The sequence below is a fragment of the Klenkia sesuvii genome (assembly GCF_037083825.1).
In the GTDB taxonomy this organism is placed as follows: domain Bacteria; phylum Actinomycetota; class Actinomycetes; order Mycobacteriales; family Geodermatophilaceae; genus Klenkia; species Klenkia sesuvii.
Genome location: NZ_JBAPLU010000010.1, coordinates 100965 through 123959, shown reverse-complemented (window position 1 = coordinate 123959; position 22995 = coordinate 100965). Strand labels below are relative to the sequence as shown.

At 74.3% G+C, this 22995-nt stretch carries 24 protein-coding genes; 14 read left to right on the top strand and 10 right to left on the bottom strand.

Annotated elements, in window-relative coordinates:
* Positions 1–4: 4 nt before the first annotated feature.
* Together TEK04_RS11820 and TEK04_RS11815 are read right to left on the bottom strand one after the other, a co-directional pair.
* A complete protein-coding gene (locus TEK04_RS11820) occupies positions 5–421 on the bottom strand; it encodes a TA system VapC family ribonuclease toxin (protein WP_336404547.1) in 417 nt (138 codons plus the stop codon).
* Between the two features lie 7 nt (positions 422–428).
* Positions 429–650, bottom strand: coding sequence for an antitoxin (locus tag TEK04_RS11815; RefSeq protein ID WP_336404546.1), 222 nt, complete (start codon positions 648–650; stop codon positions 429–431).
* Between the two features lie 80 nt (positions 651–730).
* Here TEK04_RS11815 and tsaB point away from each other — a divergent pair, with 80 nt between their 5' ends.
* The 3 genes from tsaB to tsaD are packed head-to-tail and all read left to right on the top strand — an operon-like array spanning position 731 to position 2797.
* On the top strand, positions 731–1333 hold the full coding sequence (tsaB, locus tag TEK04_RS11810; RefSeq protein ID WP_336404545.1) for a tRNA (adenosine(37)-N6)-threonylcarbamoyltransferase complex dimerization subunit type 1 TsaB: 603 nt from the start codon (positions 731–733) through the stop codon (positions 1331–1333).
* Positions 1330–1767, top strand: coding sequence for a ribosomal protein S18-alanine N-acetyltransferase (gene rimI, locus TEK04_RS11805; RefSeq protein WP_336404544.1), 438 nt, complete (start codon positions 1330–1332; stop codon positions 1765–1767). Before tsaB ends, rimI begins: the two co-directional genes overlap by 4 nt.
* Positions 1760–2797: a tRNA (adenosine(37)-N6)-threonylcarbamoyltransferase complex transferase subunit TsaD gene (tsaD, locus tag TEK04_RS11800; protein WP_336404543.1), complete on the top strand. Its 1038-nt coding sequence runs from the start codon at positions 1760–1762 to the stop codon at positions 2795–2797. Before rimI ends, tsaD begins: the two co-directional genes overlap by 8 nt.
* A gap of 3 nt (positions 2798–2800) precedes the next feature.
* On the opposite strand, the gene TEK04_RS11795 is transcribed toward tsaD, so the two are convergent.
* Complete coding sequence (locus TEK04_RS11795; protein WP_336404542.1) at positions 2801–4036, bottom strand: class I SAM-dependent methyltransferase; 1236 nt, start codon at positions 4034–4036, stop codon at positions 2801–2803.
* Positions 4037–4222: 186 nt separating this feature from the next.
* Here TEK04_RS11795 and groES point away from each other — a divergent pair, with 186 nt between their 5' ends.
* Both groES and groL read left to right on the top strand, forming a co-directional pair.
* On the top strand, positions 4223–4531 hold the full coding sequence (gene groES / locus TEK04_RS11790; protein WP_336404540.1) for a co-chaperone GroES: 309 nt from the start codon (positions 4223–4225) through the stop codon (positions 4529–4531).
* A gap of 158 nt (positions 4532–4689) precedes the next feature.
* Positions 4690–6330 (top strand): chaperonin GroEL, encoded by a 1641-nt coding sequence (gene groL, locus TEK04_RS11785; protein WP_336404539.1) that lies wholly within the window; start codon positions 4690–4692, stop codon positions 6328–6330.
* A gap of 175 nt (positions 6331–6505) precedes the next feature.
* Here groL and TEK04_RS11780 read toward each other — a convergent pair whose 3' ends face one another.
* Positions 6506–6898 (bottom strand): WhiB family transcriptional regulator, encoded by a 393-nt coding sequence (locus tag TEK04_RS11780; protein ID WP_432277335.1) that lies wholly within the window; start codon positions 6896–6898, stop codon positions 6506–6508.
* 207 nt (positions 6899–7105) lie between these two features.
* Here TEK04_RS11780 and TEK04_RS11775 point away from each other — a divergent pair, with 207 nt between their 5' ends.
* A complete protein-coding gene (locus TEK04_RS11775) occupies positions 7106–7858 on the top strand; it encodes a helix-turn-helix transcriptional regulator (RefSeq protein ID WP_432277334.1) in 753 nt (250 codons plus the stop codon).
* A gap of 80 nt (positions 7859–7938) precedes the next feature.
* Complete coding sequence (locus TEK04_RS11770) at positions 7939–9063, top strand: glycosyltransferase (RefSeq protein ID WP_336404538.1); 1125 nt, start codon at positions 7939–7941, stop codon at positions 9061–9063.
* A 12-nt stretch (positions 9064–9075) separates the two neighbouring features.
* On the opposite strand, the gene TEK04_RS11765 is transcribed toward TEK04_RS11770, so the two are convergent.
* A complete protein-coding gene (locus TEK04_RS11765; RefSeq protein ID WP_336404536.1) occupies positions 9076–9480 on the bottom strand; it encodes a DUF5319 family protein in 405 nt (134 codons plus the stop codon).
* Positions 9481–9588: 108 nt separating this feature from the next.
* Between TEK04_RS11765 and guaB the strand changes: the two genes are divergently transcribed.
* The 4 genes from guaB to TEK04_RS11745 are packed head-to-tail and all read left to right on the top strand — an operon-like array spanning position 9589 to position 14862.
* Complete coding sequence (gene guaB, locus TEK04_RS11760) at positions 9589–11109, top strand: IMP dehydrogenase (RefSeq protein ID WP_432277333.1); 1521 nt, start codon at positions 9589–9591, stop codon at positions 11107–11109.
* 12 nt (positions 11110–11121) lie between these two features.
* On the top strand, positions 11122–12243 hold the full coding sequence (locus TEK04_RS11755; protein WP_336404535.1) for a GuaB3 family IMP dehydrogenase-related protein: 1122 nt from the start codon (positions 11122–11124) through the stop codon (positions 12241–12243).
* Between the two features lie 11 nt (positions 12244–12254).
* Positions 12255–13817 (top strand): glutamine-hydrolyzing GMP synthase, encoded by a 1563-nt coding sequence (gene guaA, locus TEK04_RS11750; RefSeq protein WP_336404534.1) that lies wholly within the window; start codon positions 12255–12257, stop codon positions 13815–13817.
* A 19-nt stretch (positions 13818–13836) separates the two neighbouring features.
* Positions 13837–14862 carry a sodium:calcium antiporter gene (locus TEK04_RS11745; protein ID WP_336404533.1) on the top strand — a complete coding sequence of 342 codons (1026 nt, stop codon included), beginning with the start codon at positions 13837–13839 and terminating at the stop codon, positions 14860–14862.
* Between the two features lie 26 nt (positions 14863–14888).
* Here the strand turns inward: TEK04_RS11745 and TEK04_RS11740 are convergent, their stop codons facing one another.
* Positions 14889–15302, bottom strand: coding sequence for a hypothetical protein (locus tag TEK04_RS11740; protein WP_336404532.1), 414 nt, complete (start codon positions 15300–15302; stop codon positions 14889–14891).
* Positions 15295–16236, bottom strand: coding sequence for a PspC domain-containing protein (locus TEK04_RS11735; RefSeq protein WP_336404531.1), 942 nt, complete (start codon positions 16234–16236; stop codon positions 15295–15297). The genes TEK04_RS11740 and TEK04_RS11735 overlap by 8 nt, the downstream gene beginning before the upstream one ends.
* Before the next feature lie 124 nt (positions 16237–16360).
* On the opposite strand from TEK04_RS11735, the gene TEK04_RS11730 reads away from it, so the two are divergent.
* Positions 16361–17545: an ATP-binding protein gene (locus tag TEK04_RS11730; RefSeq protein WP_336404530.1), complete on the top strand. Its 1185-nt coding sequence runs from the start codon at positions 16361–16363 to the stop codon at positions 17543–17545.
* Positions 17542–18198 (top strand): response regulator, encoded by a 657-nt coding sequence (locus TEK04_RS11725; RefSeq protein WP_336404529.1) that lies wholly within the window; start codon positions 17542–17544, stop codon positions 18196–18198. Before TEK04_RS11730 ends, TEK04_RS11725 begins: the two co-directional genes overlap by 4 nt.
* A 154-nt stretch (positions 18199–18352) precedes the next feature.
* Here TEK04_RS11725 and TEK04_RS11720 read toward each other — a convergent pair whose 3' ends face one another.
* Positions 18353–19090, bottom strand: a complete 738-nt coding sequence (locus TEK04_RS11720) for a PIG-L deacetylase family protein (RefSeq protein WP_336404528.1) — start codon at positions 19088–19090, stop codon at positions 18353–18355.
* 40 nt (positions 19091–19130) lie between these two features.
* The gene (locus tag TEK04_RS11715; protein ID WP_336404527.1) at positions 19131–19421 is read right to left on the bottom strand and encodes a chorismate mutase; all 291 of its coding nucleotides are present in this window, start codon (positions 19419–19421) and stop codon (positions 19131–19133) included.
* A 188-nt stretch (positions 19422–19609) separates the two neighbouring features.
* Between TEK04_RS11715 and pcrA the strand changes: the two genes are divergently transcribed.
* Positions 19610–21928: a DNA helicase PcrA gene (gene pcrA, locus TEK04_RS11710; RefSeq protein ID WP_336404526.1), complete on the top strand. Its 2319-nt coding sequence runs from the start codon at positions 19610–19612 to the stop codon at positions 21926–21928.
* Between the two features lie 18 nt (positions 21929–21946).
* Here the strand turns inward: pcrA and TEK04_RS11705 are convergent, their stop codons facing one another.
* The gene (locus tag TEK04_RS11705; protein WP_336404525.1) at positions 21947–22834 is read right to left on the bottom strand and encodes a M23 family metallopeptidase; all 888 of its coding nucleotides are present in this window, start codon (positions 22832–22834) and stop codon (positions 21947–21949) included.
* Positions 22835–22995 lie beyond the last annotated feature (161 nt).

Genomic DNA, 22995 nt, shown 5'->3' with positions numbered 1-22995 from the left:
CGGATCACGCCAGAGCGGCCAGCACCACCACGTCCGCGGCTCCGAGCTCGCCGAGGGGCCGGTCGAAGGTCACCAGCTGCTGACCCGCTCGACGGGCCACGGCCAGCAGGTGGGCGTCGGTGACCTGCCGGTGCCCGCGGACCGGGGTGATGTCGGGGTCGAGCGGGGAGACGTCGTCGACGAGGAAGCCGTGGCGACCCGCGGAGCGGAGCGCGGCCAGCACGGCTCGGGCATCGGCGAGGTCGACGGCCGCCGGCAGCGCTCGACGGTTGGCGCTGACCCGCAGGAACCCGTTCTCGGTGGTCGAGCAGGTCGACCACCCGGCCGGGGCGTTCGCGACGAACCACTGCCGGGCGGCGAGGTGGTGCACGTGGGAGTCCCAGGCCAGGGCCACCAAGACGTTCACGTCGAGCAGCGTCACGCGCGGATCAGTCCTCGTCGAGGGCGCGGGCGACCATCTCCGGGGTGATCGCCGGCGTGCCGGCTGGGACCCGGATGACCGGGAGGTCGCCGCTGGCGTCGACCCGGGCCGGGGTCAACCCACGCCGTGCGAGCTCGGACAGGACCGAGCCCAGTGAACGGCGCGACTCCCCGGCCAGCTGCCGCGCGGCCTCCAGGACGTCGGCATCGAGGTCCAGGGTGGTCCGCATGCGACGAGGATAGGTCGCACCAACGCACCAACGCATCACCCGGCGACGCGGGAAACCGGGCACGGCTAACCTGGTCGGTCGTGCTCACCCTGGCGATCGACACCGCGACGCCGACCCTCGTGGTCGGCGTCGCCGACGGCGACCGGGTGCTGGCCGAGGCCGGGGTGCCCTCGGGCACCCGGCACGCCGAGCTGCTGACCCCGACGGTGACCGACGTGCTGGCCCGCGCCGGCGTCGCGCTCGCCGACCTCGGCCGGGTCGTCGTCGGGCTGGGGCCCGGGCCCTACACCGGGCTGCGGGTGGGCATCGTGACCGCGGCCGCGCTGGGCGACGTCGTCGGCGTCCCCGTGCACGGGGTCTGCTCGCTGGACGCCGTGGGCGAGGGCCCGCGGGTGGTCGTCACCGACGCCCGCCGCAAGGAGGTCTACTGGCGCGCCCACGACGGCGCCCCGCTGGGCGAGCCGGGGGTCGGCCGGCCCGAGGAATTGGACCTGCCCGACCTGCCCGTGGTGGGCGACGCCCGCTTCGCCGACCGGCTGGGCCGCGAGGTCGTGCCCGCCGAGGTGACCACCGCCGGACTGCTGCGCTCGATCCCGGCCGGCCCGCCCGCGCCGCTGACCCCGCTCTACCTGCGCCGCCCCGACGCCGTGCCGAACGTGGTGCGCAAGCCGGTGACCCGGTGACCGAGCTGCGGCCGATGACCCGCGACGACCTCACCGCCGTGATGCGGCTGGAGGACGAGCTCTTCGCCCCCGACACCTGGACCCGGGCCATGTACTTGGAGGAGCTGGGGATGACCGACACCCGCAGCTACACCGTGGCCGTCGACGAGGGCGAGGTGGTCGGCTACGCCGGCCTGATCGCCTACCCCGACGAGGCGCACGTGGCCACCATCGGCGTCACCGGCGCCCGGCAGGGCGAGGGCATCGGCGGGCGGCTGCTCGACGCGCTGCTGGCCGAGGCCGACCGGCGCAGCCCCGTCGTCCTGCTGGAGGTGCGGGCGTCGGACGAGGCCACCCAGGGGCTGTACGCCCGGCGCGGGTTCGTGCCCATCGGCGTGCGGCCCCACTACTACCCGAACAGCGGCGAGGACGCGGTGGTGATGCGACGTGGCTGAGCAGCCACTGGTCCTGGGGTTCGAGACCAGCTGCGACGAGACCGGCATCGGCCTGGTCCGTGGGCACACCCTGCTGTCGGACGCCCTGGCCACCTCGAGCCCCGCGCACGAGCGCTTCGGCGGCGTCGTCCCCGAGATCGCCTCGCGGGCGCACCTGGAGGCCATGGTGCCGACCGTGCACCGGGCGCTCGCCGACGCCGGGGTGACCCTCGGGGACGTCGACGCCGTCGCGGTCACCAGCGGCCCCGGGCTGACCGGGGCGCTGCTGGTCGGGGTCGCGGCGGCCAAGGCGTACGCGCTCGCCCTCGGCGTCCCGCTGTACGGGGTGAACCACCTGGCCGCGCACGTCGCGGTCGACGAGCTCGAGCACGGCCGGCTCGCCGAGCCCAGCATCGCGATGCTCGTCTCCGGCGGGCACAGCTCGATCCTGCTGGTGCCCGACCTGTCCCAGGACGTCCAGGAGCTCGGCCGCACCATCGACGACGCCGCCGGCGAGGCCTTCGACAAGGTGGCCCGGGTGCTCGACCTGCCCTTCCCGGGCGGACCGCCGATCGACCGGGAGGCCCTCGCCGGCGACCCCCGGGCCATCGCCTTCCCGCGCGGGCTCACCGGCCCCCGGGACCCCGCCTACGACGTCTCGTTCTCCGGCCTGAAGACGGCCGTCGCCCGGTGGGTGGAGGCCCAGCAGCGCGACGGCGTGCAGGTCAGCGTCCCCGACGTCGCGGCGAGCTTCCAGGAGGCCGTGGTCGACGTGCTCACCGCCAAGGCCGTGCGCGCCTGCCGCGACCACGGCGTGGACCACCTCGTCATCGGTGGGGGAGTGGCGGCCAACTCCCGGCTGCGCGCGGTCGCCCAGGAGCGCTGCGACGCCGCCGGCGTCGTGCTGCGGGTGCCCAGCCGGCGGCTGTGCACCGACAACGGCGCGATGGTCGCCGCACTCGGCTCCCGGCTCGTGACGGCCGGCGTCGCGCCGTCGGACCCGGACCTGGGCGCCGACAGCTCGTTGCCGATCGACGTGGTCTCCCGGTAGCGCTCAGCCCTCGCAGAGCAGGACGGTGGGGACGTCGGCCACCCGGGTGACGACGACGACCGCGCGGCCCTCGCCCTTCCCGCGCAGCTGCCGGACCAGCGCCTCGGGCTCCACGGCCGACCCGCGCTTCTTCACCACCACCCGGCCGATGCCGCGCTCGCGCAGCAGGGCCTTGAGGCGCTTGACCGAGAACGGCAGCACGTCGGTGACCCGGTGGGAACTCACCCACGGCGAGTCGACGGGTGCGTCGGAGGTGAGGTAGGCGATCTGCGGGTCGACCAGCGTCGCGCCCAGCTGCTCGGCCACGGTCGCCACCAGCCCGGACCGGATGACGGCCGGGTCGGGCTCGTGCAGCCACCCCCGCGGCGCGGCGACGGGGGCGCGGCCGGGGTCGGCGTCGGCGGTCAGCTCGTGCACCGCACCCGCCCGGACGACGGTCGCCCGCCGCCAGGTGGCCGACAGCCCCCGGCCCCACAGCAGCGCCTCCACGATCGATCCGCCCACCGACACCCACTCGGCCTCGACGCCGGCGGGCACGCGGTCGTGGTCCAGGCCGGGCGCCACCTTCACCACGCACCGGGGCACCGCGTCCAGCAGCGCGGCCACCGTCGACCAGGGCGGCGACCAGCCGTCGGGGTCGGTGATCCGCCGTCCGTGCGCCCGCCGGGCGGGGTCCAGCACGGCGGCCCCGCGGCCGGCCACCCGGCCCCCGGTCGCACCCGCCACGAGGTCGACCACGTCGGCGTCGCGGACCTCCACGGGCAGGCCCAGCGACGCCGCGTTGTGCGCGGTCAGCTCCCGGGCGACCGGGTCGCGGTCCACGGCGAGCACCGAGGCCCCCGCCCGGGCCAGCGCCAGGCTGTCGGTGCCCGATGCGCACCCCAGGTCCACGGCACTGGCCACCCCGCCGGCCAGCAGTCGGGCGGCGCGGCGGTCGGCGAGCTCGGGCCGCCCGGCCTGCTCGAGGGTGTCGCCGGTGAACAGCAGGCGGTCGGCGTCGGCGCCGAAGACGGGGCGGGCCTTCTCGCGCTGCCGGGCCACGCCCCAGGCCGGACCGCCCAGGTCGGCACCGAACTCCGCGCGCAGCCGGGAGAGCGCGGTGACCACGTCGGTGCGCGCGGCGAGCAACCCGGTCGCGCGGGCCAGCGCCGCGGCCCCCTGCGGGGTGGCCAGCGCGCGCAGCTGGCGGACGGTCTCGCCCGCAGGCTGCGGGCTGGGCTGCTCCCCCTCGGACGGCACCGGCACAGCGTGGACCATCCGACCGGGGGAGCGGGGGCCGACCCGCTTGAGCGGCTGGCACTCGCGTAGGTAGAGTGCCAATCGACACGGGCCGGGCCTGACCCCCGCGACGGCAGACCCCGGCCCCCGTGCCACAGCATCAGCACCATCCACTGCTCGTCGGACGAGAAGAGGGGGAGTCACCACGTGACCACCGCCACCAAGGTCAGCATCAAGCCGCTCGAGGACCGCGTCGTCGTCCAGGCCAACGAGGCCGAGACCACCACCGCCTCCGGCCTGGTCATCCCGGACACCGCCAAGGAGAAGCCCCAGGAGGGCACCGTCGTCGCCGTGGGCCCCGGCCGCATCGACGACAACGGCAACCGCGTCCCCCTGGACGTCAACGTGGGCGACGTCGTCGTCTACTCGAAGTACGGCGGCACCGAGGTGCGCTACGCCGGCGAGGAATACCTCGTGCTGTCGGCCCGCGACCTGCTGGCCGTCGTCGAGAAGTAGAAGGACCACGTCGCCCCCCACCACGCGCTCCGCGCCCGGCGGGACCCTGCGACGTAGCCGTTCCAGCACCTCACCTGACCGCCCCGGGCGACCCGCACACCGGGTCCCCGGGGCGGTCTGCGTCCCACCCCCAGAGCATCCGGATCGAGAGGACCCCCGTGCCCAAGATCATCCAGTTCGACGAGGACGCGCGCCGCGCCCTCGAGCGCGGCGTCGACAAGCTCGCCGACGCCGTCCGCGTGACCCTCGGCCCCCGCGGCCGCAACGTGGTCATCGACAAGAAGTTCGGCGCCCCCACCATCACCAACGACGGCGTCACCATCGCCCGCGAGGTCGACCTCGACGACCCGTTCGAGAACCTCGGCGCGCAGCTGGCCAAGAACGTCGCCACCAAGACCAACGACGTCGCCGGCGACGGCACCACCACGGCCACCGTGCTCGCCCAGGCGCTGGTGCACGAGGGCCTGCGCAACGTGGCGGCCGGGGCCAACCCCACGGCCCTGGGCCGCGGCATCACCGCCGCCGTCACCGCCGTGCAGTCCGCGCTCGACGAGGTCGCCATCCCCGTCGACGGGCGGCAGGCCATCGCGCACGTGGCCACCATCTCCGCCCAGGACGCCGTCATCGGCGACCTCATCGGCGAGGCCATGGAGAAGGTCGGCAACGACGGCGTCATCACCGTCGAGGAGTCCAACACCCTCGACACCGAGCTCGTCGTCACCGAGGGCCTGGCCTTCGACAAGGGCTACCTCTCGCCCTACTTCGTGACCGACCAGGAGTCGATGGAGGCCGTCCTCGACGACGCCCTCGTCCTGCTGGTGTCGGGGAAGGTCTCGGCCCTGGCCGACCTGCTGCCCCTGCTGGAGAAGGTGCTCGGCACCGGCGCCCGCCCGCTGCTCATCGTGGCCGAGGACGTCGAGGGCGAGGCGCTGTCCACCCTCGTCGTCAACTCCATCCGCAAGACGGTCAAGGTCGCCGCGGTCAAGTCGCCGTTCTTCGGCGACCGCCGCAAGGCGTTCATGCAGGACCTCGCCATCGTCACCGGCGGCCAGGTCGTCAGCGAGGACGTCGGTCTCAAGCTCTCCGAGGTCGGCCTCGAGGTGCTGGGCACCGCGCGCCGGGTCACCGTCACCAAGGACGACACCGTGCTGGTCGACGGTGGCGGGCAGCCCAGCGCCGTCTCCGACCGGGTGGCCCAGATCCGCCGCGAGATCGAGGCGACCGACTCCGACTGGGACCGCGAGAAGCTGCAGGAGCGGCTGGCCAAGCTGGCCGGCGGCATCGGCGTGATCCGCGTCGGGGCGGCCACCGAGGTCGAGATGAAGGAGAAGAAGCACCGCATCGAGGACGCCATCGCCGCGACCCGCGCCGCGGTCGAGGAGGGCGTCGTCCCCGGTGGTGGCTCCGCGCTGGTGCACGCCGCCGCGGCCGTCGACGGCCTGTCCCTCGACGGCGACGAGGCCACCGGCGCCCGCTCGGTGCGCAAGGCCCTCGACGCCCCGCTCAGCCAGATCGCGGCCAACGCCGGGTTCGAGGGGCCGGTCGTCGTCGGCAAGGTGCGCGAGCTGGGCACCGGCCAGGGCTTCAACGCCGCGACCGGCGCCTACGGCGACCTGGCCGGGGAGGGCGTCATCGACCCGGTCAAGGTCACCAAGGCGGCCCTGGGCCACGCGGCCTCCATCGCGGCGATGATCCTCACCACCGACTCCGCGGTGGTCGAGGCGCCCGAGGACGAGCACGAGCACGCCGGCGGCGGGCACCACGGCCACAGCCACGGCGGCCACGGCCACTCGCACTGACGAAGCAGAAGGACCCCGTCCCACCCCCGGACACGCTGCGCGCGCCCGGGGCCCCTGGGACGGGGCCGGCGGCTGGTCACTCCGACGAGGAGTGACGAGCCGCGCAACGACGAAGGGCCGGTCGACCATCCGTGGTCGACCGGCCCTTCGGGGTTCGGGGGAGCGGCCCCCGGCGTCAGACGCCGACGCGGAGGGGGGCGTTCTCGGCGGCGATGAGCCGGGTGCGCTCCTCCTCGCTCATGCCGCCCCACACGCCGTAGGGCTCGCGGACGCTCAGGGCGTGCTTCAGGCAGGCGTCGATCACCGGGCAGGTGCCGCACACGGCCTTGGCCGCAGCCTGGCGACGGGCCCGGGCCGGGCCGCGCTCGCCGTCGGGGTGGAAGAACAGCGACGTGGACTCACCACGGCACGAGCCGTGCAGTTGCCAGTCCCACACCTCGGCGACGGGGGTGGGCAGGCGGCGGATGTCGGCCATGGGGTGGTCCTCCTGTACTCGGCGGGCCGGGGTGCTGCCCGGCGCAGAGGCCTCCTGCCCGGCCGTGATCACGTCCAAACCGATCTCGACCATCCTTCTTCTGCGGGATCGCCGGATGTGTGCTTCGGGCCGGCTGCGGGGAGTGCCCGTCGCCGGCCCGCGGCGGGCCCTCACCCGCCGGGGTGACACCCGCTGGGCAGCGCTGGGGTGCGCGATCAAGGTGGGTGACGCCCCCGCCGACCACCGGGTGGGGGACAGGGTCGCCCCGATCGGGTGCACCCGGTGAGGACAGGAGCAGACGTGATCGACGACAGGACGCGCAGCGCGGTCAACGGCGGGAGCACCGCCCCGGGCGGGGCCGCCGTGTGGGTGTTCGACGAGCGCCGGCGGGTCCGCGACGACGTCGCCTCCCGGATGGTCGCGCTGCCCTTCGTCGGCCGCGTCGAGGCGGTGGGGGACCTGCCGTCGCTGCTCAACCGGCTGGCCACCCGCCAACCGGACGTCCTCCTGGTGGGCACCCAGCGGGCCACCGACAGCGGGCTGGCCGTGGCCACCCAGGTCCTGCGCGCCCACCCCACCCTGTCGGTGGTGCTGCTGGGCGCCCCCGACGACGCCGAGACCGTGCGCGCGGCCGTCGCCGCCGGGGCCCGCGGGTACCTGCGCTGGGACGCCACGGCCCTGGAGACCGCCCTGGCCACCTCCCGCGCCGGCCTCCGCGTCGACCCCGGCCGCACCCCGCACACGGGCCCCCTGTCCACCGTCGGCGCGTCCTCGGCGCCGGCCTGGGTCGGGTCCAGCGCGCTGGCCTCCTCCGGGCCCACCACGGTGCGCGCCGCCGTCCGGGTCGAGGTGCCCGCGGTCTCGCTGTCGGTGCGCGAGATGCAGGTGCTGACCGGCATGAGCCAGGGCAAGAGCAACGCCCAGATCGGCCGCGAGCTCTACCTGTCCGAGGACACCATCAAGACCCACGCCCGCCGCCTGTTCCGCAAGCTCGGCGCCAAGGACCGCGCCGAGGCCGTCGCCACGGGCTTCCGACGCGGCATGATGTCCTGAGGTGCCCGGCGTGACCGGCTGAGGTCCGCGGGCCCGCCGCCCACCCGGGGGGTGCCGCGACGGGGGAAGGGGTCGAGCGCGTGCTGGAGGAGTCCGTCGGCGTGCAGGTCAGCGTCGTCGTGCCCACCTTCGACGAGGCGGCCAACGTCGCCGAGCTGCTCCGTCGCGTCGACGCCGCCGTCGGTGGCCCGCGCACCGAGGTCGTCGTCGTCGACGACTCCACCGACGACACCGCCGACATCGCCCGCCGCACCGCGGGTTCCCTGCGCAGCGAGGTCGTGGTCATCCACCGCGCCGAGCCCGAGGGCGGCCTGTCCGGCGCAGTGGTCGCCGGCCTGCGGGCCGCCCGGGGGGCGCAGTGCGCCGTCCTGGACGGCGACCTGCAGCACCCGCCCGAGGACTTGCCCCGGCTGCTCGCCGCGCTCGACGGGGTCGACGTGGCCGTGGCCTCGCGCTACGCACCGGGTGGGGCGGCCGTGGGGCTGTCCGGGTGGCTGCGGCACGGCGTCTCGCGCACCACGACGCTGGTCACCAAGGCCATGTTCCCGACCAGGCTGCACACCTGCAGCGACCCGATGACCGGGTTCTTCGCCCTGGACCTGGGCCGGGTCGACCTGGCCGAGCTGCGTCCGAAGGGGTTCAAGATCCTGCTGGAGGTGCTGGTCCGTCGGCGGCGGCGGATCCGGGAGGTGCCCTTCGCCTTCGGCGCCCGCACCGGTGGCTCGTCCAAGGCGTCGGTGCGCCAGGGGCTGTGGTTCCTCTGGCAGCTGGCCGACCTGCGGTTCGGCCGCATGTCGGGCTTCGCGCTCATCGGGGCGCTCGGGGCGGTGGCCAACGTGGCGCTGGTGTCGGTGATGGTGGCCCTGGGCATGGCGTTCCTGCCGGCAGCCGTCATCGCCGCCGAGGTCACGATGGTGGTCAACTTCCTGCTGCAGGAGCGCTTCGTCTTCGGCGACCTCATCCCGGGCGCCGAGTCGACCCGGCGGCGCTTCCTGCGCTCGTTCGGCTTCAACAACGCCGAGAGCGCCCTGCGCATCTCGCTGGCCTGGTGGTTGGTCTCGCGCGGGGTCCTGCACAGCGCGATCGCCACGGCCCTCACGCTGGCACTGGCCTTCGTGGCCCGGTTCGTGTTCCACGCGCTGGTGGTCTACCGGCCCCGCGAGGACGCCCGGACGACGGTGGGCAGCCCCAGCCCCGGGAGCTAGTCGTCCCGGGAGCTAGTCGTCCCGGGCGTGCCGACCCGGGCCCCGGCCGCCGGGCTCGTCGGCCTCGGCGCGGGCGGCCACCCCGTCGGCGTACCCGCTGGCGTAGTCCCAGCTGACGTAGTCGTCGGGGTCGGGGTCGAAGGGCGGCTCGTGCCGGCCGGTCTGGCCCTCGTCGAGCAGCTGCCGCAGGTTGGCCTGCATGAGCGCCCAGTCGACGTGGTGCTCCTCGTCGCAGTCGGGGCAGTCGACCACGATGCCCTTGACCCCGGTGGGCTCCAGCAGCGTGCGGAACACCTCGAGCTCGGCCAGGTCGTCGAGCACGCCGGCGCGTTCCTCCACCGACAGCGGGGGCGGCGGCGCGGCGTCGTCGTCCCCGAGGCCGCCGTCCCCGGCGAAGGCGTCGTCCCACGAGGTCACACGGAGGAGGCTAACCGTCCCTGGGGTGTGACGGGGGCGGCAGCCTACGATCGTCGGGGTACCCGAGCGCCGTCCCGGCGCCTGCCCTGGGGTACCAGACGACGAGAGGTGGCGGCACCCGTGCAGCCCGACGCCAGCACCCCCGAGCTCCCTGCGAAGTTCGCCCCGCTCGGGCTGACCTACGACGACGTCCTGCTGGTGCCCGGTGCCTCCGACGTCGTCCCGGCCGAGGTGGACACGTCCACGGCTCTCACCCGCGGCATCCGGTTGGCCATCCCGCTGGTCTCCAGCGCCATGGACACCGTGACCGAGGCCCGCATGGCCATCGCCATGGCGCGGGCCGGCGGCGTCGGCATCCTGCACCGCAACCTCGCCGCCGAGGAGCAGGCCGGTCAGGTCGACCTGGTCAAGCGCTCGGAGTCCGGGATGATCACCAACCCGGTCACCTGCTCACCGGGGGACACCCTCGCCCAGGTCGATGCCCTGTCGGGCCGCTACCGCATCTCCGGGGCGCCGGTCGTCGACGCCGACGGCGTGCTGGTCGGCATGGTCACCAACCGCGACATGCGGTTCGAGTCCGACCACGCCAACCGGCTCGTGCGCGACGTCATGACCCCGCTGCCGCTGGTCACCGCCCCGGTCGGGGTCGACGGCGAGACGGCGCTGGCCCTGCTGCGCCAGCACAAGGTCGAGAAGCTGCCGCTGGTCGACGACGCCGGCCGGCTGCGCGGGCTGATCACCGTCAAGGACTTCATCAAGCGCGACCAGTACCCGAACTCCACCAAGGACGCCGACAACCGCCTCGTGGTGGGCGCCGCCCTCGGCGTGGGCGAGGACGCCTACAAGCGGGCCGGCCTGCTGGTCGACGCCGGCGTCGACGTCCTGGTCGTCGACACCGCGCACGGCCACCAGCGGGCGGTGCTCGAGATGGTGGCCCGGGTCAAGAAGGACTTCGGCATCCAGGTCGTCGGCGGCAACGTCGCCACCCGCGCCGGCGCCCAGGCGCTGGTCGACGCCGGCGTCGACGGCGTCAAGGTCGGCGTCGGGCCGGGCTCGATCTGCACCACCCGCGTGGTCGCCGGTGTCGGCGTCCCGCAGGTCACCGCCGTGTACGAGGCCTCGCTGGCCTGCAGGCCCGCCGGCGTGCCGGTGATCGCCGACGGCGGCCTGCAGTACTCCGGCGACATCGCCAAGGCGCTGGTCGCCGGCGCCGACACCGTGATGCTGGGCAGCCTGTTCGCCGGCGTCGAGGAGGCCCCGGGTGACCTGGTCTTCATGAACGGCAAGCAGTACAAGTCCTACCGCGGCATGGGCTCCCTGGGTGCCATGCAGAAGCGCGGCAACCAGTCCTACAGCCGCGACCGCTACTTCGCCGACGACGTCCTCTCCGACGACAAGCTCGTGCCCGAGGGCATCGAGGGCCAGGTGCCCTACCGCGGTGCGCTGTCCGGCGTCGCCCACCAGCTCGTCGGCGGCCTGCGGGCCTCCATGGGCTACGCCGGCGCGGCCACCGTCGCGGAGCTGCAGGAGAAGGGTCAGCTGACCCGGATCACCGCGGCGGGCCTGACCGAGAGCCACCCGCACGACATCCAGATGACCGTCGAAGCTCCCAACTACCGGGCCCGGTGACCAGCAGTGCCAGTGCGTGACAACGTCGAGATCGGGCTGAACCGCTTCGCCCGCCGCGGCTACGACCTCGACGAGGTCTCGATCGTGCCCAGCCGGCGCACCCGGGACGTCGACGACGTGTCCACCGCCTGGCAGATCGACGCCTTCCGGTTCGGCATCCCGCTGGTCGCCAGCCCCTCCGACGCGGTCATGAGCCCGGCCACCGCGGTGGCGGTGGGGCGGGCCGGCGGCCTGGGCGTGCTCAACGCCGAGGGCCTGTGGACCCGCTACGACGACCCGGCCGACGCCTACGCCCGGCTCCGCGACGCCGCCGGCTCGGGGACGTCGAGCACCGCGCTGCTGCAGGAGCTCCACCGCGAGCCGGTGAAGACCGACCTGATCACCGCCCGGGTCAAGGAGCTGCGCGACTCCGGGGTGACCAGCGCAGTGCGGATCAGCCCGCAGCACACCGAGCAGTTCGCCCCGACGGTGCTCTCCGCCGGGGTCGACCTGCTGGTCATCCAGGGCACGATCGTCTCCGCCGAGCACGTCACCACCCAGAACGACTCGCTCAACCTCAAGGAGTTCATCGCCGACCTCGACGTCCCGGTGATCGTGGGCGGGGCGGCGGACTACCAGACCACCCTGCACCTCATGCGCACCGGCGCGGCCGGGGTCATCGTGGGCGTCGGGGCCGACAGCGCCTCCACCGGCGACGCGGTCATGGGTGTGCGGGTGCCGCTGGCCACCGCGATCGCCGACGCCGCCGCCGCGCGCCGCGACTACCTGGACGAGACCGGCGGCCGGTACGTGCACGTCATCGCCAACGGCGCCATCGAGACCTCCGGGGCCATCGCCCGGGCCCTGGCCTGCGGCGCCGACGCCGTCCAGCTGGGCGAGCCGCTGCGCTCGGCCACCGAGGCCCCGGCCGGTGGCGCGTGGTGGGACTCCGTGGCCGCGCACCCCCGGCTGCCGCGCGGCGTGGTGGACGCCCCGGTGCCCGCCGCCGCGTCGCTGGAGCAGGTGCTGAACGGGCCCGCGGTCGAGGCCGACGGCCGCACCAACCTGTTCGGTGCGCTGGCCCGCACGATGGCCAAGACCGGCTACCGCGACCTCAAGGAGTTCCAGCGGGTCGACCTGGTCATCGGCGGTTGAGCCGGGTGTCGATGGACTTCCCGACCGTCCTGGTCGTCGACTTCGGGGCGCAGTACGCCCAGCTGATCGCCCGCCGCATCCGCGAGGCCGGCGTCTACTCCGAGCTCGTGGGCTCCGACGTGCCGGTGACCGAGGTCCTGGCCCGCGAGCCGGCGGCGATCGTGCTGTCGGGTGGGCCGTCGTCGGTGTACGCCGAGGGCGCCCCCCAGGTCGACCCGGCGCTGTTCGAGGCCGGGGTGCCGGCCTTCGGCATCTGCTACGGGTTCCAGGCGATGGCGCAGTCCCTCGGCGGCACGGTCGCGCACACCGGCGACCGCGAGTACGGCGGCACCCCGCTGACCGTCACCACGGCCAACCGGCTGTTCGGGGAGACCCCGCTGGAGCAGTCGGTGTGGATGAGCCACGGCGACGCGGTCTCCGCGGCCCCGCCCGGGTTCACCGTCACGGCCACGTCCACCGGCGCCCCGGTCGCGGCGTTCGAGGACGTCGACCGCCGGCTCGCCGGCGTGCAGTTCCACCCCGAGGTGAAGCACACCGCGCACGGGCAGACCGTGCTCGAGCACTTCCTGTTCGACATCGCCGGGCTCGAGAAGTCCTGGACCATGGCCAACGTCGTCGAGGAGCAGGTCGCGGCGGTGCGCGCGCAGATCGGCGACGCGCGGGCGATCTGCGGGCTGTCCGGCGGGGTCGACTCCGCGGTGGCCGCGGCACTCGTGCAGCGGGCCATCGGCGACCGGCTCACCTGCGTCTACGTCGACCACGGGCTGATGCGCGAGGGCGAGACCGAGCAGATCGAGCGCGACTTCGTCGCCGTCACCGGTGCCGACCTGCGGGTGGTCGACGCCCGCGAGCAGTTCCTCACCGCCCTGGCCGGGGTCAGCGACCCCGAGCAGAAGCGCAAGATCATCGGCCGCGAGTTCATCCGGGTGTTCGAGCAGGCCGCCACCGACGTCGTCGCCGACGCCCAGGCGCACGGCGAGACGGTCGAGTTCCTGGTGCAGGGCACGCTCTACCCCGACGTCGTCGAGTCCGGCGGCGGCACCGGCACCGCGAACATCAAGAGCCACCACAACGTGGGCGGGCTGCCCGAGGACCTCACCTTCACCCTGGTCGAGCCGCTGCGCACCCTGTTCAAGGACGAGGTGCGCGAGGTGGGCCTGCAGCTGGGCCTGCCCGAGTCACTGGTCTGGCGCCAGCCCTTCCCGGGCCCCGGCCTGGGCATCCGCATCGTCGGGGAGGTCACGGCCGAGCGGCTGAACACCCTCCGCAAGGCCGACGCCATCGCCCGCGCCGAGCTGACCGCCGCCGGGCTGGACCGGGAGATCTGGCAGTGCCCCGTCGTGCTGCTGGCCGACGTCCGGTCGGTGGGCGTGCAGGGCGACGGCCGCACCTACGGCCACCCGGTGGTGCTGCGCCCGGTGTCCAGCGAGGACGCCATGACCGCGGACTGGACCCGGTTGCCCTACGACGTGCTGGCCACGATCTCCACGCGCATCACCAACGAGGTCGCCGAGGTCAACCGGGTGACCCTCGACGTGACGAGCAAGCCCCCGGGCACCATCGAGTGGGAGTGACCGCGCGCGGGCCGGCACGGTGACCGCGGGCTGGCCGCTCTGGCTGGTCGGGGTCGTGCTGGCCGCGATGGCCGGGGTCATCGTGGTGGCCGGCATCCGGCTGACCCGGGTCGCGGACACCCTCGCGGCGCGCACGGGCCTGGGCGACGCCGTCGGCGGCGCGCTGCTGCTGGGGGCCGTGACCTCGCTGCCGGGCATCGTCACCACCGCGACCGGGTCACTGGGGGGCGACCCGGGCTTCGGGCTGGCCAACCCCATCGGCGGGGTCGCCCTGCAGACGGTCTGGCTGGCCATCGCCGACCTGGTGTACCGCCGGGCCAACCTGGAGCACTCGGCGGCGTCGCTGCAGAACATCCTGCAGGCCCTCGTGCTCACCGCGCTGCTGGCGGTCCCGGTGATCGCCTACGCCACCCCCACGCTGTCGATCGGGTGGGTGCACCCGATGACAGTCGCCATCCCGGTGTTCTACGGCTACGGCCTGGTGCTGCTCAAGCGGGTGGCCGCCGACCCCATGTGGCAGGCGACGCGGACCGGCACCACGGAGACCGAGGAGGACGAGGACGACGGCGGCGAGCTGCCCGTGGGGTCGTCCCGGCTGTGGGGCGAACTGGCCGCCCTGGGCCTCGTGGTGGGGGTGGCCGGGTTCTTCGTGGGCCAGACCGGCCTGCGGTTCGTCGCGCTCACCGGGCTGCCCAGTGACCTGACCGGCTTCACGCTCACCACCGCGATCACCTCGCTGCCGGAGCTGGTCGTGCTGATCACGGCGGTGCGGATGGGGGCGCTCACGCTGGGGGTGGGCAACATCATCGGCGGCAACGTCTTCGACACGCTGATGATCGCGGTGGCCGACGTGTTCTACCTCGACGGCCCGATCTACCGGGACGCCGGGCCCTCGAGCCTCGTGCTGCTGGGCGGCACGGTGCTCATCATCACCGTGCTGGCCGGCGGACTGGTGGTGCGGGAGCGCAAGGGCATCGGGTTCGAGGGCATCGCCATCCCCGCCGTGTGGGTGGGCACCGTCGCGTTGGCGGCCGTCGCCGGCTGACGGCCGCCGTGCGGGTCGGTGGCGGGTCAGGGGCGGTGCCGGCGGAGCTCGTTGACCAGCAGGCCGGTGCCGGCGACGACGAGGACGACGGCGACGAACCCGCCGCCGAACACCCACCCCGGCAGCGACGTGCCCACCAGGCCGAGGACGGCGACCAGGCAGAACACCACGCCGGCGGTGAGCGACAGCAGGTCGGGGGAGCGCCGGGGCGGGGCCGGGGCGACGGCGGGGGCGACGGCTGGGGCGACGGCGGGGTCCGGCGGCGTCCACCCGGTGCCCTCGTCGGTGAGCACCGCGGTGTCCTGGCGAGCGGTGTCCTGGCGATTGGTGTCCTGGCGAGTGGTGTCCTGGCGGTCGGGGTCGGGGTGCCCGGCGGTGGGGTGCACGGTGGTCTCCTGCTCGCTGGTCGTGGGGGTGCGGGGGTCGGCCGGCTCAGCCACGGGACACCGTCACGTCGCCGATGCCGGACTCGATGGTCAGCACGATCTCGGGCGTGCCGTCGTCGGTCCACCGCTGCCCGCCGGTGCCGGGGAAGAAGCCGCCCTGGGAGCCGTCGCCGAGGACGTCGGCGTCGCCCACCCCGTTCTGGACGTCGACCTGGACGTCGGCCGAGCGGGGCACCAGGACCTCCACGTCGCCGATGCCGGCGTTGATGGACGTCGTGATCGGCCCGGACAGGTCGGCCAGGTCGATGCGGGTGAGGTCGAGCTCGAGGTCACCCACGCCGCTCTCGTACTCGGCGCGGACGGCCTCGGCGGTCGATGGGGTGTACGTGCGGTCGCCGACCCCGCCCCGGGAGCGGTCGAGCCAGCCCTGCCCCGCCGAGGCCACGATCGTGGCGAACGCCAGCACCACGCCCAGCGCGATCAGCGGTCCGCGGGAGGAACGGCCGGCGACGAACGCGCCGACGCCCAGCCCCAGGCCGACGACGAGCAGGGCGACCGACAGGAACACCACCGGGCCGGGGCTCCACGGCGTCGCCCAGGCGATCAGCGAGGTGACCCCCAGGACGACGAGCAGCGCGGCGACGGTGACCCCGGGGACCGGGGAGCGGGGTTCGGCCGGCTGGGGCGCGGACACGGGGCCGGCGGCGTCGGCCGGGCGGGCCGGCATCAACAGCCACAGCAGCAGGTAGACCAGGAAACCGGTGCCGCCGGCGAACACCAGGGCGATGAAGCCCACCCGCCACAGCAGGGCATCGATGCCGGTGTACTCGGCCAGTCCGCCGCCGACGCCACCGAGCACCTTGTCGGTGCGGCTGCGGCGCAGCGGGGGGCGCGGGGCCGAGAAGGGCGGCGGCGTGCCGCCCGCCGGGGTTTCGGGGTAGGGCGGCAGCGGGGGAGGAGGAGTCTGCGGCGGGGATGGGGTCGTCATGCCGTCCAGCCTGTCGACGAGGGGGACGCGACGACATCGGGGAACACCCCGGATCGACCCTGATCCCGACCCCTCGGGGTGCTCCCCGATGTGCCCGCCCACCCACGCCGGGCACGATGGGGCCGTGACCACCGCCGCCCCGCCGACCGGCCCCGCCGTCGGCACCGGCCGGCCCCCGCTCCTGCGGGTCCGCGAGGGCCGAGCGCTGGGCGGCGTCGCGGCCGGGACCGCCGACCACCTGCGGTTGGACCCGGTGCTGGTGCGCATCGCCTTCGTGCTGCTGGCCGTCGCCGGCATCGGCGTCGTGGCCTACGCCCTGCTCTGGTTCTCGATGGAGCCCGCGCCCGAGGGCCACGTCCGCCCCGGGACGGCCGGCGCCCCCACGCGCCGGCACGTCGTGGGGCTGGTGCTGCTCGGCCTGGTCGCGCTCGTGCTCTCCAGCCAGCTGGACACCCTGGCCCGCGGCGACGTCGTCGTCCCGCTGGTCCTGGCCGGGGGTGGCCTGGCCGTCATCTGGTACCAGCTCGACACCGGCCGCACCGATGCCCGGTCGGCCCGGTGGGGCCTGGTGATCGGGGTGCTCCTGGCCGGCGGCGGGGTGGTGCTGCTGCTGGCGACCACCGGTCAGCTGGCCAACGCCCGCAACGGCTTCGTCGCCACCCTGGTCGTGCTCATCGGCATCGGGCTGGCCACGGCACCGGTGTGGCGCCGGCTGCTGGACTCCCGGTCGGCCGAGCGGGCGGCCCGCATCCGGTCCGAGGAGCGCGCCGCGGTGGCCGCCCACCTGCACGACTCGGTGCTGCAGACCCTCGCCCTGGTGCAGAAGCACGCCGGCGACCCGGTGCAGGTGACCCGGCTGGCGCGCGGGCAGGAGCGCGAGCTGCGCAGCTGGCTGTACTCGCCGCGGGCAGGGGCGTCGGGCACCTGGTCGGCCACGGTCGAGGCCATCGTTGCCGAGGTCGAGGCCGACCACGAGGTGGCCGTGGACCCGGTGGTGGTCGGCGACCTCCCCGTGGACGACGCCGTCGAGGCCCTGGGCCGGGCCACCCGTGAGGCGGTCGTCAACGCCGCCAAGCACGCCGGGGTGTCCGCCGTCGACCTCTACACCGAGGTCACCGCCGACGCGGTGACGGTCTTCGTGCGCGACCGCGGCGCCGGCTTCGACCCGACGACGGTGCCCGCCGACCGCCGCGGTCTGCGCGACTCGGTCGTCGGCCGGCTGGCGCGGGTCGGCGGGACGGCGGTCGTGCACTCCGCGCCCGGGTCGGGCACGGAGGTCGAGCTGGTGCTGCCGAGGAGGACGACGTGACCGAGCGGGTGCGGGTGTTCCTGGTCGACGACCACGCCATGGTGCGGTCGGGGGTCCGGGCCGAGCTGGGGGACGCCGTCCAGGTGGTCGGCGAGGCCGCCGACGTCGCGGAGGCCGTCGCCGGGGTGCGTGCGACGCAGCCGGACGTCGTGCTGCTCGACGTGCACCTGCCCGGTGGTGGTGGCCGGACGGTGCTGGAGACCGTGCGGGCCGAGCTGCCCGACGTCCGGTGGCTGGCGCTGTCGGTGTCCGACGCCGCCGAGGACGTCATCGCCGTGATCCGGGCCGGGGCCCGCGGCTACGTCACCAAGACGATCTCGGGGCCCGACCTGCGCGACGCCGTGGTGCGGGTGGCCGGTGGGGACGCGGTGTTCTCCCCGCGGCTGGCGGGCTTCGTGCTCGACGCCTTCTCCGCCGGCCCCGCCGTGCCCGTGCCCGCACCGGACACCGACCCCGGGCTGGACCTGCTGTCGGCGCGGGAGCGGGAGGTCATGCAGCTGCTGGCCCGCGGCTACACCTACCGGGAGATCGGCCAGCGGCTGTTCATCTCGGTCAAGACCGTGGAGTCGCACGCCTCGAACGTGCTGCGCAAGCTCCAGCTCTCCAACCGCAACGAGCTGACGAGGTGGGTGTTGGCTCGAAGACTGGACTGAGGTGCCTGGTTCACCCAGAGGTGGCCCGAAGGGTCGCCGAGGGGTGGACGGACGCGCTCGTCGGCGTGGGGGACCGCACCTGGCCGCGGTGCGGTCCGAAGGATCGCGATGTCATCGCGGGACCCTCCGGGCCCCACTCCTCGCGACCCTGCGACTACTTCGTGTGGACGATGTGGAAGGCCTCGGCGAGGCGGCCCTCGGGCAGGCCGTGGGTGCGGGCGGTCTGCCGCATCCAGCCGCCGACGAACTCGCGCAGCTGGCCCTCGGGCTGGTGCGCGACCTGGGTGGTGTGCGACTCCAGCGCAGCGAACTTGCGCTCGACGGTGTCGGTGACGTCGACGGCGTGGTGCGCCCGCGGGCTGGCCGACAGCCAGACCTCGGACACGGTCCAGGCCTCCAGGCCCTCGTCGGCCAGCAGCTCGGGGAACGCGAAGGGGTTGCGGGCGTCGGGGTAGACCGCGCGCAGCGTCGCCTCGCCCACGGTCATGTGGTCGGGGTGGCTGGCGCCCACGCGGTCCCACATGCGCTCCGGGGAGGTGGTGAGCACGCGGTCGGGGCGCACCTGCCGGATCACCCGGGCGATGTCGCGGCGCAGGTCGAGGGTCTGCTCGACCCGGCCGTCGGGGTAGCCCAGCCAGTGCAGCCGCGTGACGCCGACGTGGGCGGCCGCCGCGGTCTGCTCGGCCCGGCGCAGCGGACCCATCCGCTCGCGCGGGGTGTCGTCGAAGCCGCCGGCGTCGCCGTCGGTGACCAGGCAGTAGACGACCTCGGTGCCGGCGTCGGTCCAGGTGGCCACCGTGCCCGCGCTGCCGAAGTCGACGTCGTCGGGGTGGGCCAGCACGCACAGGACGCGGTCGACGTGCTCGGCGGGGGGCTGGGTCGGTGCGGTCACACCGGTCCCAAGCGTCCACCCGGAGCTGCTGTTCCCGTGCTCAGAGCCGGCCGCGGCCCTGGCGCAGCAGCATCATGCCCAGGGCGGCGCCGTCGGCGCCGAGCGCGTCCTGGAACGTCGCCAGCACCTGCTGCTCCCGGGCCAGCGAGAGCCGGGTGCCACCGGTGGAGCGCCGCAGCGTGCCGATCTCGCGCGAGATGGACAGCCGCTGCCGCACGAGCCGGATGATCTCGGCGTCGCAGGCGTCGATCTCCGTGCGCAGTTCGCCGATGCGGGCGGCGGCCTGGGCCGCGTCGTCGGCAGCGGGGGAGTTCTCGAGGGTGGTGCTCATGGCGGTTCCTCCTGGTGGGAGGGCACTCGACCCCGGAGACGAAGGAACCCGGGCTCGTGGGCCCGGGTCTCGTCGGTCAGTGGCTAGCGCTGAGGGACGGCGACCGGAACCCGGTGGCCGTAGGAAAACTCCCGCGAGCGCTGCACGGGGTGGATCCTGCCACACCTCGCGCGCCTGGGGGAGTGTCGGTGCCGGCGCCTAAGCTCGACGACGTCATGAGCAGCCCCCAGATCTCCCTCCCCGGTACCGCCGCCCTGCCCCGCCAGACCTCCGGCCAGGTCGGCCGCGAGCTCGACCGCATGCTCGCCGGGCTCAACGGCCCCCAGCGCGACGCGGTGGTGCACGAGGGCGGGCCGCTGCTGATCGTGGCCGGCGCGGGGTCGGGCAAGACGCGGGTGCTCACCCACCGCATCGCCTACCTCCTGGGCGCCCGCGGGGCGCACCCGGGCGAGATCATGGCGATCACCTTCACCAACAAGGCCGCCGGCGAGATGAAGGAGCGGGTGGCCCAGCTCGTCGGCCCCCGGGCCCGGGCCATGTGGGTGTCGACCTTCCACTCCATGTGCGTGCGCATCCTGCGCGCCGAGGCCGCGAAGCTGGGTCTGAAGAGCTCGTTCACGATCTACGACCAGGGTGACTCGGTCCGGCTGCTCACGATGGTGGCCCGCGACCTCGACCTCGACGCCAAGCGCTACCCCGGCCGCAGCCTGGCCACCCAGATCTCCAACTTGAAGAACGAGCTGGTCGACGAGGAGTCCTACGCGCCGGTCACCGCACCCGAGAAGGTGCTCGGCGAGGTGTACGCGCTGTACCAGCGCCGGTTGCGCGAGGCGCACGCCATGGACTTCGACGACCTGATCATGACCACGGTCAACCTGCTGCAGGCCTTCCCCGACGTCGCCGAGCACTACCGGCGGCGGTTCCGGCACGTGCTGGTCGACGAGTACCAGGACACCAACCACGCGCAGTACGCCCTCGTGCGCGAACTCGTCGGGTACCCCGGCGGGCCGGTGCCGCCGGCCGAGCTGTGCGTGGTGGGTGACGCCGACCAGTCCATCTACGCCTTCCGCGGCGCGACCATCCGCAACATCGACGAGTTCGAGCGCGACTACCCCGAGGCCACCACCATCGTGCTGGAGCAGAACTACCGCTCCACCCAGCGCATCCTGCGCGCGGCCAACCAGGTCATCGCCCGCAACACCGCCCGGCGCCCCAAGAACCTGTGGTCCGACGCCGGCGACGGCGAGCAGATCGAGGGCTACGTCGGGGAGAACGAGCACGACGAGGCCGCCTGGGTCGCCGAGCAGATCGACAAGCTGGTCGACGACGGCCTCGCCCGGCCGAAGGACATCGCGGTCTTCTACCGCACCAACAACGCCTCCCGCGTCTTCGAGGAGGTGTTCATCCGGGTCGGCATGCCCTACAAGGTGGTCGGCGGGGTGCGCTTCTACGAGCGCAAGGAGGTCCGTGACGCGCTGGCCTACCTCAAGGTCGTCAGCAACCCCACCGACGTGGTCAGCCTGCGCCGGGTGCTCAACACCCCCAAGCGCGGCATCGGCGACCGCGCCGAGGCCTGCGTCGAGACCCTGGCCGACCGCGAGCGCATCGCCTTCGCCACCGCGCTGCGCCGCGCCGAGGAGGCCCCGGGCCTGGCCACCCGCTCCCTCAAGAACATCCAGGAGTTCGTCGCGCTGCTCGAGGAGTTCGAGCACCTGCTGGCCACCGGGTCGGGTCCCAGCGCCCTGCTGGAGTCCATCCTCGAGCGCAGCGGCCTGATGAGCGAGCTCGAGGCCTCGACCGACCCGCAGGACGAGGGCCGGGTGGACAACCTGCACGAACTGGTCAGCGTCGCCGCCGAGTTCGAGGCGGTGAACCCCGAGGGCACCGTCACCGACTTCCTCGAGCAGGTGTCCCTCGTGGCCGACGCCGACCAGATCCCGGTCGCCGGCGACGACGCGGGGGTGGTCACGATGATGACGCTGCACACCGCCAAGGGGCTGGAGTTCCCGGTCGTCTTCCTCACCGCGCTCGAGGACGGCGTCTTCCCGCACCTGCGCGCCCTGGGCGACAGCAAGGAGCTGGAGGAGGAGCGCCGGCTGGCCTACGTCGGCATCACGCGGGCCCGCGAGCGGTTGTTCCTGTCCCGGGCGACCGTGCGCACCTCGTGGGGTCAGCCGGCCTACAACCCGCCGTCCCGGTTCCTCGACGAGCTGCCGGGCGACGCCGTCCACTGGACCGGCGTCGACCCCAAGCCCTCGGCGGCCTACGGCTCGGCCCAGCGCCGGGTCGCCGCGACCGGGCTGTCCACCGGCGGACTGCGCGGCGGGGTGGGCAACCGGCAGGTCATCAGCGTCGACGTCGGCGACCGGGTCAGCCACGACGCCTTCGGGCTGGGCACCGTGGTGGAGATCAACGGCGTGGGCGACAAGGCCCAGGCCACCGTCGACTTCGGCTCCGGCGGGGTCAAGCGCCTCGTGCTGCGCTACGCCCCGGTGGTCAAGCTCTGACCAGGGCCCGGCGCGAGGTCAGATGCTGATCCCGCGGTCGGCGAGCCAGGCCTCGGGGTCGGTGGGTCGGCCGGTCATGGAGCCCAGGTGGATCTCGAAGTGCAGGTGCGGACCGGTGGACTGGCCCTCGTTGCCGACCTTGGCGATCTGGTCACCGGCGGAGACCACGTCCCCGGCCTCGACGTCCAGGTAGCGCATGTGGCCGTAGATCTCGACGTTGCCGTCGGCGTCCTGGATGTAGATGGCGTTGCCGTAGCCGCTGGCGGGCCCGGCGCGCAGCACGACGCCGTCGGCGGCGGCGTAGATGGGGGTGCCCAGCGGTGCGGCGAGGTCAATGCCCCAGTGCATCTGCCCCCAGCGCTGGCAGAAGCACGTGGTCATGACGCCGTCGGTGGGGAGGACGAAGTCCGGCTCGCGCTCGGCGCGGGACGCGGCGAGGTCCGACAGGCGGGCAGCGGCCTCGGCGGCGGTGATCTCGCGCCGGGCGTCGGCGTCGTCCATCCCGCCGGCGAAGTTGGACTCGGCGGCCGAGAGGCCGTAGTCGGCGGCGTCGCCGACGGGGGCGCTGACCGCCGGTGAGCCGGTGCCGCCGAGCACGGCGGCCAGCAGGCCGCCGACCGAGAGCGCGGCCAGCAGGGCCGGCGACCGGCGGCGAGGTGGTCGCGGCATGCGGTGCCGTCCGCGGGCCGGGCGACGGTCCGGATCGCTGGAGAGCACCTCGACGGCGCCGACCCGCGAGCCGCCGGTCTCCTCCACCGCGGTGCGGACGGACGGCAGCGGGTCGAAGAGGGCCGCCGCGTCGTCGGGTACTCGGGGGGCGGGCGAGACGCCGGTGCGCAGGTCGAGCACGGGCGCGTCGAGGACCGAGCGGTCCCGGACCGGACGACCGGTGCGGGATGGGCCCACGAGGTCACGCGACCGAGCCAATCGGGCACCGCCTTCCGAGGTCGTCCCGCCCGGTGGAGCTCCCGGCGACGGGCTGGGCAGGACGGGGTCGTGCGTGGGTCACGTCGAGTCGACGGGCGCCGACGGGTGTCGACTGCGTGATCGCATTGTGACCACGCGTG